10 protein-coding genes are annotated in these 15042 nt (G+C 72.1%); 5 read left to right on the top strand and 5 right to left on the bottom strand.

The genetic code is table 11. The features are described 5' to 3' along the window. The 3 genes from ACZ6BB_RS09540 to glgB form a co-directional block, all read left to right on the top strand. On the top strand, positions 1-302 hold a 302-nt coding region (locus ACZ6BB_RS09540), incomplete at its 5' end, for an alpha-glucosidase C-terminal domain-containing protein (RefSeq protein WP_471614740.1). 93 nt (positions 303-395) lie between these two features. Further along, positions 396-1850, top strand: a complete 1455-nt coding sequence (locus ACZ6BB_RS09545; RefSeq protein WP_471614741.1) for a maltokinase N-terminal cap-like domain-containing protein — start codon at positions 396-398, stop codon at positions 1848-1850. Positions 1851-2888: 1038 nt separating this feature from the next. Then, positions 2889-5534, top strand: a complete 2646-nt coding sequence (glgB, locus tag ACZ6BB_RS09550; protein ID WP_471615293.1) for a 1,4-alpha-glucan branching enzyme — start codon at positions 2889-2891, stop codon at positions 5532-5534. 116 nt (positions 5535-5650) lie between these two features. Here glgB and ACZ6BB_RS09555 read toward each other — a convergent pair whose 3' ends face one another. The 5 genes from ACZ6BB_RS09555 to ACZ6BB_RS09575 all read right to left on the bottom strand — a co-directional run bounded on the left by ACZ6BB_RS09555 (position 5651) and on the right by ACZ6BB_RS09575 (position 12130). Then, positions 5651-7132, bottom strand: coding sequence for a cytochrome P450 (locus ACZ6BB_RS09555; RefSeq protein WP_471614742.1), 1482 nt, complete (start codon positions 7130-7132; stop codon positions 5651-5653). A gap of 146 nt (positions 7133-7278) precedes the next feature. Continuing rightward, positions 7279-9522 (bottom strand): HelD family protein, encoded by a 2244-nt coding sequence (locus ACZ6BB_RS09560; RefSeq protein ID WP_471614743.1) that lies wholly within the window; start codon positions 9520-9522, stop codon positions 7279-7281. A gap of 201 nt (positions 9523-9723) precedes the next feature. Continuing rightward, positions 9724-10038 (bottom strand): thioredoxin family protein, encoded by a 315-nt coding sequence (locus ACZ6BB_RS09565; protein ID WP_471614744.1) that lies wholly within the window; start codon positions 10036-10038, stop codon positions 9724-9726. Positions 10039-10052: 14 nt separating this feature from the next. Continuing rightward, complete coding sequence (locus tag ACZ6BB_RS09570) at positions 10053-10481, bottom strand: MerR family transcriptional regulator (RefSeq protein WP_471614745.1); 429 nt, start codon at positions 10479-10481, stop codon at positions 10053-10055. 269 nt (positions 10482-10750) lie between these two features. After that, on the bottom strand, positions 10751-12130 hold the full coding sequence (locus ACZ6BB_RS09575) for a cation:dicarboxylate symporter family transporter (RefSeq protein ID WP_471614746.1): 1380 nt from the start codon (positions 12128-12130) through the stop codon (positions 10751-10753). Positions 12131-12601: 471 nt separating this feature from the next. Between ACZ6BB_RS09575 and ACZ6BB_RS09580 the strand changes: the two genes are divergently transcribed. Next, a complete protein-coding gene (locus tag ACZ6BB_RS09580; protein WP_471614747.1) occupies positions 12602-14320 on the top strand; it encodes an ATP-binding protein in 1719 nt (572 codons plus the stop codon). Continuing rightward, positions 14317-15000 (top strand): response regulator, encoded by a 684-nt coding sequence (locus ACZ6BB_RS09585; RefSeq protein WP_471614748.1) that lies wholly within the window; start codon positions 14317-14319, stop codon positions 14998-15000. Before ACZ6BB_RS09580 ends, ACZ6BB_RS09585 begins: the two co-directional genes overlap by 4 nt. The last annotated feature ends 42 nt before the right edge of the window (positions 15001-15042 follow it).

Below are 15042 nucleotides of genomic sequence, written 5' to 3' on the forward strand. Positions count from 1 at the left end.
AACAGAACCCCGCGTTCGGACTCGGCACCTACACCGAACTGCCGTCCTCCAACCCCGCCGTGCTCGCCTACCTCCGCGAGGCACCCTCCATCGAGGGCGACGGGGACGACCTCGTGCTGTGCGTGAACAACTTCTCCCGCTTCGCACAGCCCACCGAACTCGACCTGCGCGCCTACCAAGGACGCCACCCCGTCGAACTCATCGGCGGAGTCCGCTTCCCGGCCATCGGTGAACTGCCCTACCTCCTCACCCTCGCGGGCCACGGCTTCTACTGGTTCCGCCTGCGGAAGGACACCGTGTAAGCCCGGCCCGAACCCCGGGCGGGCCGGTTTCTCCCGGCCCGCCCGGGGCACGCAGACAGGAACACCCCGCCCCCGGGGAAAGGACGCGAGGCCATGTCGGAAGCCGCCACGCACCCCACCGCGCCAAGTCCCGCTCCACCGCCCGCCACGGAGCCCTCCCCCGGGCTGCTCCTCTCCCTGGAGCCATTGCTGCGGGAGTGGCTGCCACGGCAGCGCTGGTTCGCGGGGAAGGGCCGGCCGGTCGCCGGGTTCAGTCTGGTGGCGGCCACCGAGCTGCTGCCCACGGGCACCGCCAAGGCCGGGCTGCTCCACCTGCTCGTCCGCGCCCACCAGCCGCTGGTGCCGTCCCAGGGAGCCCCGGCCCACCCCGGCGACTGCTACCAGTTGCTGCTCGGCGTTCGCGAGACGCTGCCGCCACGGCTGGCGCCCGCGCTGATCGGGCACGTGGCCGAGGGGCCGCTGGCCGGACGCACGATCTACGAGGCGCTGCACGACCCGCGGCTCGCCGGGGTCCTTCTGGAGGCGATGCGGACCGAGGCCCACATCGGCGAGCTGCGCTGCGGACGGGACACCCGGCACGACATCCCCGAGGGCCTGGTGCCCCGCCTGATCACCTCGGAGCAGTCCAACTCCTCCCTCGTCTACGGCGATACGTTCATCCTGAAGCTGTTCCGCCGGATCGTGCCCGGCGACAACCCCGACCTCGAACTGCCGAGGGAGCTGTCCCGCGTCGGCTGCCCCCGGGTGCCGGCGCCGGTGGCCTGGATGGTGGCGGAGCTGGACCGGACCGCCGCCGGCGGCGACGGCCACCACGTCCTGGGCGTCCTCCAGCCGTTCCTGCACGGCGCGGCGGACGGCTGGGAGCTGGCGCTGAGCGTGCTGGCCAAGGGCGAGGACTTCACCGCCGAGGCGCGGGCACTGGGCCGGACGACCGCCGAGGTGCACATGGCGCTGGCGCGGGCCCTGCCCACGGTCACCCTCGGGCGGCCGCAACTGGAGGCGCTCGTCGACGGGATGACCGGGCGCCTGGAGGCCGCCGCCCAGGCCGTCCCCGCGCTACGGCCGTACGTCCCCGGTCTGCGCACGGCCTTCGCGGCGCTCGCCGACCTGGCCGCCGAGGGGCGCACCTGGACCGCCCAGCGCATACACGGCGACCTCCACCTCGGGCAAAGCCTGCGCTCGCCCTCCGGGGAGTGGTCCCTCATAGATTTCGAGGGCGAGCCGTCGAAGCCGCTGGCCGAGCGGCGGTTGCCGCAGCCCGTCGCCCGTGACGTCGCCGGCATGCTCCGCTCCTTCGACTACGCCGCGCACTCCCTCCGGCCCCCGGCCGCCGACTGGGCGACCGTCTGCCGGGCCGCGTACTGCTCCGGGTACGCGGACGTCGCCGGGGCCGACCCGCGTACGGATCCCGTGCTGCTGCGCGCGTACGAGACCGACAAGGCCGTGTACGAGGTCCTCTACGAGGCCCGCCACCGCCCCGACTGGCTACCGGTGCCCCTGGCCGCCGTGCACCGGCTGGCCACGGACCCCAACGCCGACACCCCCTGACACCGCCCCAGCCCAGCCCCTGCCGAGGAGGCAGTACCTGTGACTCCCCGCCCGCCGTCCGACGACAGCACCCAGCCCGCCGGTCCCCCCGTCGAGGGGGCCGCCCCGGTGAAGAAGACGGCCACGAACAACCCGGCCGCGAAGAAAGCCGTGGCGAAGAAGGCGACCGCGAAGAAGACGGCGACGAAGAAGGCGGCGGCAAAGCGAGCGACGAACACGCCGGCCGGCACCACGCGGGCCGCGGCCGCCGAGGAGACACCTCGGGCGGTGAGGACGGCAGGGACGACGCGGAAACCCCGGAAGGCGGCGGGCGTCGAGGCGGCGGAGGTCGAGGCCGCGGCCGAGAAGGCCGGCGAGGGGACACCGGCGGCGAAGCAGTCGATCGAGGTCGATGCGGCCGCCGGGAAGCCCGCGTCGGGGCGTGCTGCCGAGAGCGGGGACGCGACCGTGAAGGCCCCGGCCAAGAAGGCGGCAGCGACGAAAGCCGTGGCGAAGAAGGCGGCGACGAAGAAGGCCGTGGCGAAGAAGGCCGTGGCGAAAAAGGCCGTGGCGAAGAAGACGGCGACGAAGAAGGCCGTGGCGAAGAAGGCCGTGGCGAAAAAGGCCGTGGCGAAGAAGGCTGTCACCGCCAAGGCTGCGACCGCTCGGACCACTGACCCGAAAGCCGCTGTCGCCAAGACCGCCGTGACGAAACCCGCCGCGTCGACGAAGACTGTCGCGAAGTCGGCCGCCTCGAAGAAGGCGGCAGCGGCCAAGGCCGTAGCGGAGAAGGCCGTAGCGGAGAAGGCCGTGACGAAAAAGACGGTGACCGCCGAGGACGCGGCTGCTCGGACCTCGGACGGCGACATCGCTGCCGCTCGGACCACTGACGCCAAGGCCGCTGACGCGGAGACCTCCGTGGCGCAGACCGCACCGGCGAAGTCCGCCGTGTCCGCGAAGCAGGTCACGAAGACCGCCGGCTCGAAGAAGGCCGCCGCCAAGAAACCGGTCGCCAAGCGGGCCGTCGCCAAGACCACCGCGGTGAAGAAGACCGCCGCCGTGAAGAAGACCGCCGCCGCTGTGAAGAAGACCGCCGCCGCCGTGGAGAAGGCCACCGCCAAGAAGGCGGGGGTCAAGAAGCAGGCAGGGGTCAAGAAGCAGGCGGCGACCAAGAAGGCCGCGCCGCCCGAGGACGTCGTCACGACCGAGGCCGCGGCCCGGCGTGCCGTCGCCAGGAAGGCCGTGAAGTCGCCGCGGCAGGCGGAGAGCGCGGTGCTGGTCCCGGCCGGCCCGCCGGACGGAGGGACACCTCCCTCCGCTCCGGTGTCGACCGGATCACCGGCCCCGGAGCCCCTGCTGCCCCAGCAGGCAACCTCCGGTTCACCCGCCCCCGAGCCGGTCGTCCCCCAGCAGGCCGCCGCCGAACCGGTGCTGCCGCAGCCGTCGGTCCCCCGGCAGGAGACCCCCGAGCCGGCCGACGACCCCCACGACGAACCCGCCCTCGCCCACCCCGTCACCTCCCCCGCGATGGACGGCGCCGATCGTGAACGGCTGCTGGCCGGGACCCATCACGCGCCGCACTCCGTGCTGGGCGCGCACCCCGTGCCCGGGGGTGTGGTGTTCCGGGTGTTCAGGCCCTACGCGCTCGGCGTGAGCGTGGTGGTGGACACGCTGCGGGCCGAGCTGCACGACGACGGGGGCGGCTTCTACTCGGCGCTGCTGCCGCTGCGGGAGGTGCCGGCGGCGTACCGGCTGCTGGTGTCGTACGAGGGCGCCGTGCAGGAGACGGAGGACGCGTACCGTTTCCTGCCCGCGATCGGTGAGCTGGACCTGTATCTGATCGGCGAGGGGCGCCACGAGGAGCTGTGGCGGGCGCTCGGCGCCGAGCCGATGACCCACCAGGGCGTGACCGGCACCCGGTTCACCGTGTGGGCACCGAACGCGCGCGGCGTGCGCCTGGCCGGCACCTTCAACTTCTGGGACGCCACGGGGTACCCCATGCGTGCGCTGGGCTCCTCGGGCGTGTGGGAACTGTTCGTGCCGGGGATCGGCGAGGGCGAGCTGTACAAGTTCGAGATCACCCGGCCGGACGGCTCCAAGACGCTGCGGGCCGACCCGATGGCCCGCCGTACGGAGGTCCCGCCGAACACCTCGTCCGTCATCCACGCCTCGCGGTACGAGTGGGGCGACGAGGAGTGGCTCGCCCGGCGCACACAGACCCCCGCGCACGAGGCGCCGTTCTCGGTCTACGAGGTCCATCTTCCGTCCTGGCGGCCGGGCCTGACGTACCGGCAGCTGGCGGAGCAGCTCCCGGCGTACGTCTCCGACCTCGGATTCACCCATGTCGAACTGCTGCCGATCGCCGAGCACCCCTTCGGCGGCTCCTGGGGCTACCAGGTCACCGGCTTCTACGCCCCGACCGCGCGCCTCGGCACCCCCGACGACTTCAAGTACCTGGTCGACGCCCTGCACCGGGCCGGCATCGGTGTGCTGATGGACTGGGTGCCGGCCCACTTCCCGCGTGACGACTGGGCGTTGGCCGAGTTCGACGGACGTCCGCTGTACGAGCACGCGGACCCGAAGCGGGCGGCGCACCCCGACTGGGGCACGCTGGAGTTCGACTACGGCCGCCGCGAGGTGCGCAACTTCCTGGTGGCGAACGCCGTCTACTGGTGCGAGGAGTACCACATCGACGGGCTGCGGGTGGATGCCGTCGCGTCGATGCTGTACCTCGACTACTCGCGCGAGCCGGGCCAGTGGACGCCGAACGAGCACGGCGGCCGGGAGAACCTGGACGCGGTCGCCTTCCTCCAGGAGATGAACGCGACGGTGTACCGGCGGGTGCCGGGCGTCGTGACGATCGCGGAGGAGTCCACGGCCTGGGACGGTGTCACCCGCGCCACCCACCACACCGGCCCCGGCGGCTTCGGCGGTCTCGGTTTCGGCCTGAAGTGGAACATGGGCTGGATGCACGACTCGCTGGACTACATGGCCAAGGACCCCGTCCACCGCAAGCACCACCATCACGAGATGACCTTCTCGATGGTGTACGCGTACAGCGAGAACTACGTCCTGCCGATCTCCCACGACGAGGTCGTGCACGGCAAGGGTTCCCTGGTGTCGAAGATGCCGGGCGACTGGTGGCAGCGGCGGGCGAACCACCGGGCGTACCTGGGCTTCATGTGGGCGCACCCCGGCAAGCAACTCCTTTTCATGGGGCAGGAGTTCGCACAGGGTGCCGAGTGGTCGGAGGCGCACGGGCCCGACTGGTGGCTGCTCGATCCCGCGTACGGTGCCGAGGCCGACCACCGGGGGGTGCGCGACCTCGTCCGCGACCTCAACGCGGAGTACCGCCGGACACCGGCGCTCTGGCAGCAGGACACCCGGCCCGCCGGCTTCTCCTGGATCACGGGTGACTCCGCGGACGACAACGTCCTGGCGTTCCTGCGGTTCGCCGAGGACGGTACGCCCCTGCTGGCCGTCTCCAACTTCAGCCCGGTGGTCCGGGAGGAGTACCGGCTCGGTGTCCCGGAGGACGTCCCGGCCTGGCGCGAGATCCTCAACACGGACGCGGCGGCCTACGGCGGGACGGACGCCACGGCGCCGGCGCCCGTGAAACCCGACCCGCAGCCCTGGCACGCCCGCCCGGCCAGCATCCGCGTCACCCTGCCGCCCCTCTCCACGGTCTGGCTCCGCCCGGCCTGAGTCCGTGCGCGGGTGGTCCTGAGAAGCAGGGGGTGAAGCCTCTGCTTCTCAGGGGCGCGGGGATCCGCGGGGCCGGCCCCCACCGGCCCCGCGGACGAGAGTGAACCCGGGGGCGGTCACCCACCCCTCCGCCCCCGGGACATCATCCGCCGCAACGCCCCCAGCAACCCACTCCCCGCCCGTTCACCCACCCGCTCCGCCGCCGGCTCCACGGACGGCACCACCGCCTCCCCCGACGGCCCCCTCGAAGGGGTCACCGGCGACACCCCGGACGACCCACCCCCGTCCCGCCGCCTCACCGCCCCCCGAGCCGCACTGTGCCCGGCGAGCTCGTACCGCACCGGCAACAACCGCAGCCCCCGCACCACCGGCCCCGACCGCCAGGGCAGCTGGTCCGGCGGCAGGGTCAGCTCCGCCCGAGCGAAGTGATCGAAGACCCGCCCGACCGCGGTGGTCACGATCGTCCCCGCCAACTCCCGTGCGGCGCTGGGACACTGGTGCGGCCCGGCGCCCCACGCCAGATGCGCCCGCGTACTGATCGCGGAGTCGACGAGGTGGGAGGAGCCCACCGCGAGCAGATCCCGGTGCGCGGCCGCCACCGACGGCGACACGATGTCACCCGCCCGGATCCAGTAGTTCCCCAGCCGCACATCACGCGCCGCGAACCGGAAGCACAGGTTGGCCGTCGGCGGATTCACCAGCGCCGCCCGGTTCACCGTCTCCCCGAGCTGCCCGTCGGACAGGCTCCGCCGGACCGTCGCGTTGCCCCGCAGCACCTCCAGCAGCGTGTTGCAGACCATGTTGCCGGTGATGTCGTTCAGGTAGACCGCGTTCATGAACAGCTCACGGCCCAGCTGTTCGTCGCTCAGCGTGGGGTCGGACAGCAGCATGTAGGAGGTCAGGTCCTCCCCGGGCCGTGACCGCCGGTGGGCCGCCAGCCGGGTCATCGCGCCCAGCGCCCGCCCGGTGGCCGGCCCCGCGTCCGGCCCGCCGTCCAGCATCCGCCACAGGTCCATGACCATCTCGTCGCCGAGTTCGACGGGGCAGCCGAACAGCTTGGTCGTGACCATGAGGAGCAGCGGCCGGGTGTACTGGGCCGCGAGATCGGCGAACCCGCTCGTCCCGGACTCGGCCGCGAGCATGGCGATCAGCTCGTCGGCGTACCGTGCGACGGCCGCCCTCAGCTCCCAGCCCTCGGGCGAGTGGCCGTCCTGGAAGGGCCGCATGGCCGAGTGGTGGCTCAGCCGGGCCCGCCGGTGTTCCTCGTCGTCGAAGAACATGGTCTGCCGGACCTCGTACCCGGCCAGGAGCGGCCAGTCCTTCGGCAGCCGCCCCTCCGCCCGCGCCCGCCAGTGCCGGACGTCACGCCGCCAGACGCTTTCGTTGCGCAGGACCTCCAGCACCTCGCGATAGTCGAGAACCAGCCACGCCGGTACCCCCATCAGCCCTACGGGCGCCACGGGACCGTAGGTGCTCCGCAGCCGCTCGTAGACACTGCCCGGGTCCGCGTCGAACTCCGCGGTCAACAGCGGCTCCACGCGCAGCGATTCCAGGCCCGGGCCGCCGGCCGGGGCGGCCGCGAACGGATGTGTTTCCATGACCGACACGCATACCGCATGAACCGTGCACGAGCAGTGACGATGACCATAAATGTTACGGGTTGGTGATCCCTGATGCACTTGTGGTGACGGTGGCGGGAACGCTGTCTGGCGGGTAGCCGCCAGACAGCCCCCACCCGTCGACTTCACGCCACCGTCAGTTCCTCCGCCAGCGCCGCGGGCAGGTCCTCCGCGTGGACGACGCCGAGCGACTGCGTCGCCCGTGTCAGCGCGACGTACAGGTCGCTCGTGCCGAGGCGCGCCGGCTCGACGACGAGGACGGAGTCGAACTCCAGCCCCTTGGCCTGCCGGGGGTCGAGGAGGACGACGGTCCTGGTCAGGTCGGGTTCCGCGCCTGCCGTCACCCCGTCCAGCCGGGCGGCGAGCGCCCGGTGCAGCTCGCGTGGCGCGATCACGGCGAGCCGCCCCTCCGCCGGGGTCAGCTCGGCGGCCGCCTTGGCGACCTCGGCGGGCAGTTCCCCGGCCGCCGCGCGCCGCGCCCAGGGGCGTACGCCCGTGGACCGTACGGAGCTGGGCGGCTCGAAGTCCGGCCGCTCGGCGCGGACGACGCCGGCCGCGACCGCCATGATCTCGGCGGGGGTGCGGTAGTTGACCGCGAGCCGGGTGTGCTCCCAGCGGTCCTGGACGTACGGGGCGAGGATGTCGGCCCAGGAGCCGACGCCCGCGGCCTCCGCGGTCTGGGCCGGGTCGCCGACGAGGGTCATCGAGCGGGTCGGCGAGCGCCGCATCAGCAGCCGCCAGGCCATCGGCGACAGCTCCTGCGCCTCGTCGACGATGATGTGCCCGAACGCCCAGGTCCGGTCGGCCGCCGCCCGCTCGGCGGCGCTGCGGTGGTCGTCCTCCTCGTGCCGCTCCGCGAACCGCTCGGCGTCGATGATGTCGTGCGCGGACAGCACCTCGGAGCCGTCGGGGTCGCTGTCCTCCTTGTCCTCGAACTCGTAGGTCCGCGAGGCGTACGACACCTCCAGCACGCCCTGCGCGAAGGCGATCTGCGTCTCCCGCTCGCGCTCGGCGCGCGCCCGCGCCGACCGGTCGTCCTCACCGAGCAGTTCGGCGGCCTCGTCGAGGAGGGGCACGTCGGCGACGGTCCACGTCCGGGTGACCGGACGGCGTACGGCGTCGGCGTCCTCCGCGGACAGGTACGCGTCGGGCTCGGCGAGGAAGTCGGCGATCAGGCGGCGGGGGGTGATCCGGGGCCACAGCCGGCCGATGGCCGACCAGACCTCGGGGTTCTCGGCGAGTTCGTCACGGATCTGGGTGATGTCGCTCGCGTCGAGGAGGTTGGTGCCGTCGTACGGATCGGTGCCGATGCGTTCGGCGACCATGTCCGTGAGGGTGTTGAGGATGTGGCCCTCGAAGTGCTCGCGGGCCGCGTTGTGCGGGAGTTTCGCCTCGCGGGTGCGCTCGCGGGCGACCCGAACGAGGTCGTCGTCGAGCATGAGGATCTCCCGGTCGTGCTCGATGGCGATCACCGGGTCGGGCAGGGTCTGCCGGTCCCGTACGACGGCCGCGAGCACGTCGGCCATGGAGGCGTCCCCCTTCACGCGGGCCGCCTCGGGGGTGTCGGCCGCGGTCGCCCGTACGCCGGGGAACAATTCGCCGACGGTGGACAGCAGGACGCCCGTCTCGCCCAGCGAGGGGAGCACCTCGCCGATGTAGCCGAGGAAGGCGGGGTTGGGGCCGACGACGAGGACGGCGCGCTTGGCGAGCAGTTCGCGCTGCTCGTAGAGGAGGAAGGCGGCCCGGTGCAGGGCGACGGCGGTCTTGCCCGTACCGGGGCCGCCCTCGACGACCATCACCCCCTGGTGCGGGGCACGGATGACGCGGTCCTGCTCGGCCTGGATGGTCTGCACGATGTCGCCCATGCGGCCGGTGCGGGCGGAGTCGAGGGCGGCGAGCAGGACGGCGTCGCCGGTGGGGTCCTCGTAGCCGGTGCGGGTGGCGTCGCCGAGGTCGAGGATCTCGTCGTGCAGGGCGGTGACCCGGCGGCCCTCGGTGGTGATGTGCCGGCGGCGGCGCAGGCCCATCGGGGTGTGGCCGGTGGCGAGATAGAAGGGGCGCGCGACATCGGCCCGCCAGTCGATCAGGATCGGGGTGCGCTCGGTGTCGTCCTCCCGCAGCCCGATCCGGCCGATGTGGTGGACGTCCCCGTCGGCGAGGTCGAGCCGGCCGAAACAGAGGGAACCGTCCACGGCGTTCAGCGCGGCCAGCAGCCCCGAGCGTTCGGCGACGAGGATGTCCCGCTCCAGCCGGGCCTGCCGGGGGGTGTGACCCTGGGCGAGCGCGTCCGTGACGGACGTCTCGGTCTCACCGCGCAGGGCGTCCACGCGGGCGTACACCCCGTCGATGAATTCCTGCTCGCGCCGCAATTCATCGTGTGAATCATGCGAAAAGCCGGTGTTTGACAATTCCACTCCCGCCCGGATATACTCTGCTCATTGAGCTTCTCTGCGACTCGATTTCATCGAAGTCGCGAACCGTCAAATATACGCAAGGAAATCCCCCGAGCGCAATGCACTCGGGGGATTTCCTGTGTTCGGAGAAAGTTCGGAGCGGGTCCGCCGGAGGCTTCACAGCACGTCGGCGAGTTCCTCCAGCAGCCGCCGCTTCGGCCGCGCGCCGACCATGGCCTTCAGCGGCTCCCCGCCCCGGAACACCATGAACGTCGGCATCGACAGCACCCGGTAGGCGTTGGTGGTCTCCGGATTGGTGTCCACGTCCAGCTGCACCACTTTCAGCCGGCCGCCCTCCTCCTCGGCGAGGGCGGTGAGCACCGGCCCCATCTGCCGGCAGGGCGGACACCAGTCGGCCGTGAACTCCACCAGCACCGGCAGCTCCGCCCCGATCACCTCCGCCTCGAAGTCCGCGTCCGTCACTTCCGCCACACCGGCCGCCCTGATCACAGCTCCCCGCCTCCCAGTTCACATGCCGGCTCCGGACCCCCCGGAGCCTCCGCCTCGGCCGCCAGCCGCTCCCGCGCCCGCTCGGCCCGCGCCAACTGCTCGCCGACCGACGCCCGCACGGCCGCCAGCTCACCGATCAGCGCGTCGAGTTCGTCCAGCTTCCGCCGATACACCGCCAGCGACGCCGGGCACGAGTCGCCCTCCGGGTGCCCGGCCCGCAGACACTCCACGAAGGGCCGCGTCTCCTCCAGGCCGAACCCGAAGTCCTGCAGGACGCGGATCTGCCGCAGCAGCTTCAGGTCGTCCTCGTCGTACGTCCGGTACCCGTTGCCGGCCCGCCGCGCGGGCAGCAGCCCCCGCGCCTCGTAGTACCGCAACGCCCGTGTCGTCGTCCCGGCCCGTTCCGCCAGCTCCCCGATGCGCATGAGAGGACCGTATTCCTTGACCCCGACGTCAAGGAAAGCCCGGGGAAGGCGGGAGGGGACTCAGGAAGGGAGGAAGGAAGGAAGGAACGCCGAAAGCCGAGCGGCCAGGTCTATAGGGGGAGGACCTGGCCGTTCGGTGTTCCGGGGTGCTTGTTCAGTTGTCCTTCGTGGAACCGTACGGCCGGGTCTACGGGGGGAGGACCCGGCCGTACGGGGTTCGCGGGGGCCTTCCCGGAAGGGCCGGCCTCAGCACTGCCGGGGGCGGAGCCTCACGCCTTGGCGAGTTCCTTCTCACCGTCGGGCTCGGCGGCGGCCTCCGGCGCGGGGCCGTGCCCGTCGTCCAGCAGCGTCTTCTCGTCGAAGGGCAGCTGCCCGGCGAGCACCTCGCCCACGCGCTCCTTGTCGATCTCCTTGGTCCAGGTACCGATGAGGACCGTGGCGACCGCGTTGCCGGCGAAGTTGGTGAGGGCGCGGGCCTCGCTCATGAAGCGGTCGATGCCGACGATGAGGCCGATACCGTCCACCAGGGCCGGCTTGTGGGACTGCAGACCGCCCGCGAGGGTCGCCAGACCCGCGCCGGTGACACCGGCCGCGCCCTTGGAGGCCACCAGCAGGAAGAGCAGCAGCGGGATCTGCTCCCCGACCGACATCGGCGTACCCATGGCGTCGGCGATGAACAGGGACGCCATGGTCATGTAGATCATGGTGCCGTCGAGGTTGAAGGAGTAGCCGGTCGGGACGGTGATGCCGACGACGGGCTTGCTGACACCCAGGTGCTCCATCTTCGCGATGAGGCGCGGCAGCGCCGACTCGGAGGAGGAGGTGGACAGGATCAGCAGGAACTCACGGCCCAGGTACTTGAAGAGCGTGAAGATGTTCATGCCCGCGACGACCCGCAGCAGCGCGCCGAGGACGATGAAGACGAAGAGGAAGCAGGTGATGTAGAAGCCCAGCATCAGCACGGCGAGGCTCTTGAGGGCGTCGAGGCCCGCGGAACCGGTCACGGCCGCGATCGCGCCGAAGGCACCGATCGGGGCGGCCCACATCACCATCGCGAGGATGCGGAAGACGAGGCGCTGGATGTGCTCGACACCGCGCAGGATCGGCTGACCGGAGTCACCCATGGCCTGGAGCGCGAAACCGGCGAACAGGGCGACGAGCAGCGTCTGGAGGACCTCGCCGCCGGTGAAGGCGGAGACGATGGTCGTCGGGATGATGCCCAGCAGGAACTCGGTGGTGTCCTTGGCCTCCGCCGACACCTGCGCCTGACCGGTCTCCTTGATCGCGTCGGTGACCGCGAGGCCGGTGCCCGGCTCGACGATGTTGCCGACGACCAGGCCGATGCCGAGGGCGACCAGCGACATCACCGTGAAGTAGGCGAGGGCGATACCGCCGACGGCGCCGACCTTCGCGGCCTTCCGTACGGACCCGATGCCCAGCACGATCGTGCAGAAGATGATCGGCGAGATCATCATCTTGATCAGGTTCACGAAGCCGGTGCCGATGGGCTTCAGCTCGACGGCGAAGTCGGGGGCGATGAGCCCCACGGCGATGCCGAGGGCCACGGCCACGATCACGGCGATGTACAGGTAGTGGGTGCGGTCCCGCTTGGCGGGAGCGGTAGGTGCCGTATGGGTGCTGCTGGCCACGGCTGCCCTCCTCGTCGACGACGTCGTCGGCTCGCTGTTCCGGCGTGCGGCTCACGACCGGGGGAATTCGGGAGACGATCTCCCAGGGTGGGAACCGGCGGGTTCCCGGGTGGGAGACCGGCTCCCGGGTCGGGAGCCGGCGGGCTCCCGGAGCCGGCAGCTGGGGGACTTCCGGCGGCGGTGGGAGCGAGGCTCCCGGGGGGTGTGGGAGCCGGGGCTCCCGGCGGTGGAAGCCGGCGGGCTTCCGGACCGGAAACCGCGAGGTTTCCGGCGGTGGGAGCTGGGGGGGCTCCCTGGGGTGGGAGACGGGCTCCCGGCGGCTCGGGGTTGGAGGTCCCGGTGCGGGAGTCGTACTCCCTGTCGGTGTCCATGTGCTGGACGAGTCGATGCGCCGACTATCCCCCGCCCTGTGAGGGCGGTCACCCTTCCGTTCATTTAGTTCACGCCAACCCGTGCGTGCAGACTGTTGCCATGCGCGTCCCGCACCGCCTCCGCCCCCGCAGCCTGGCCGGCCAGCTCTTCGCCGTGCAGGCGGTGCTCATCGCCGCCCTCCTGGCCGGATACGCGCTGTTCACCTACGTCAGCGACCGCTCGCAGGCGGAGGAGGCGGGGACCCGTCAGGCCCTGGCCGTGGCCGCCACCGTCGCGGACGCCCCGTCGGTCCGGGCGGCGATCCACACGTCCGATCCCACCGAGCGGCTCCAGCCGTACGCCACCGAGGTGCAGCGGCACGCCGGCGTCGACTTCGTGACGATCATGACCCCCGACGGCATCCGCTGGACGCACCCGGACCCCGACCGGATCGGTGAGCACTTCCTCGGCCACATCGAGAAGGCACGGCAGGGCGGTTCGATCACCGAGACCTACACGGGCACCCTCGGCCCGTCGGTCCGCGCGGTCACCCCGATCATGGAGAACGGCAAGGTCATCGGCCTGGTCAGCGCCGGTATCCGGGTCCAGGCGATCAGCGACCGGGTCCAGGAACAGCTCACCGCCCTCGTCGGCGTCGCCTCCGGTGCCCTGGCCCTCGGCGGCATGGGCACCTACGTCGTCAACGCCCGCCTGCGCCGCCACACGCACAACATGAACGCCGCCGAGCTGAGCAACATGCACGACTACCACCAGGCCGCCCTGCACGCCGTGCGCGAGGGCCTGCTGATGCTCGACGGGCAGTACCGGGTGGCGCTCATCAACGACGGCGCCCGGGAGCTGCTGGGGGTGACGGACGACGTGGTGGGCCGCTCGGTGGCGGAGCTGGGCCTGCCGGCCCCGCTGACGGGCGCCCTGCTCTCCTCCGAGCCGCGGGTGGACGAGGTGCTCCTCACCGCCGAACGGGTGCTCGTGGTGAACACCTCCCTGGTGTCGGGCGGTCAGCGCCGGGGCACGGTGGTCACGCTGCGGGACGTGACGGAACTCCAGTCCCTCACGGGCGAACTGAACTCCGAGCGCGGCTTCACGCAGGCGCTGCGCTCCCAGGCGCACGAGGCCGCGAACCGTCTCCACACGGTCGTCTCGCTCATCGAACTGGGCCGCTCCGACGAGGCGATCGACTTCGCGACGGCGGAACTGGAACTGGCGCAGGCCCTCACGGACCAGGTCGTCGCGGCGGTGAGTGAACCGGTCCTCGCCGCCCTGCTGCTGGGCAAGGCGGCCCAGGCGAACGAGCGGGGCGTCGAGCTGGTGGTGTCCGAGGACAGCCGCATCGACGACGGCCTGCTCCCGGAGTCGCTGCCCGCGCGCGACCTGGTGACGGTCCTGGGCAACCTGATCGACAACGCGGTGGACGCGGCGCAGGGTTCGGTGGGGGCGAGGGTGACGGTGACGGCGTACACGGACGAGGCGGACCGGCCGGTGGGCGCGGACGGACCGGCGGACGACCCCGTGCTGGTGCTGAGGGTGTCGGACACGGGCAGCGGCATAAACCCGGCCCACGCGGAGGCCGTGTTCGAGCGCGGCTTCTCCACGAAGCCGGCGGGCCCCGGCGGCCGGGGGCTGGGTCTGGCCCTCGTACGGCAGACCGCGCGCCGCCACGGTGGCACGCTGACCGTGGCGGAGGCGGCCGGGGGCGGGGCCCAGTTCGAGGTGCGGCTGCCGCTGGGCACGGGCGGCGGCGAGCGGCCGGTCCCGGCCATGCGGGACAAGGCTGTCCAGGCCCCTCGGGCCACAGTGGCTGGAGGCGACGACGTATGACCGGTGCCGATCCCATCAGAGTCCTGGTCGTCGAGGACGACCCCGTGGCCGCCGACGCGCACATGATGTACGTCGGCCGTGTCCCCGGCTTCGCGGCGGTCGGCAAGGCCCACACGGGCGCGGAGGCGCGGCGCGCCCTGGAACGCATGCCGGTGGACCTGCTGCTGCTGGACCTCCATCTGCCGGACGTGCACGGTCTGCAGCTGGCGCGCTCCCTGCGCGCGGCGGGGCATCACGCGGACGTGATAGCGGTGACGTCGGCCCGGGACCTGACGGTGGTGCGGGAAGGGGTGTCGCTGGGTGTGGTCCAGTACGTCCTGAAACCGTTCACCTTCGCAACCCTCCGCGACCGTCTCGTCCGCTACGCCGAGTTCCACGCGGCGGCCGGCGAGGCGAGCGGCCAGGACGAGGTGGACCGTGCCCTGGCGACCCTGCGGGCCCCGGGTCCGGCGGCCCTGCCCAAGGGGCTGAGCGCGCCGACCCTGGAGCGGGTGACGGTGGCACTGCGCGACGCGGGCGAGGGCCTGACGGCGGCCCGGGTGGCGGAGGCGGTGGGCATCTCCCGGATCACGGCCCGGCGGTATCTGGAGCACCTGGTGGACGCCGGGCGGGCGGCCCGCAGTCCGCAGTACGGGCAGGTGGGGCGGCCTGAACTGCAGTACCGGTGGGTGAAGGGGTAGCGGCCGCGCGGCGGATCCCGGTGGTCGGTGCACACGCATTGA

The organism is Streptomyces sp. NPDC041108, assembly GCF_055592645.1.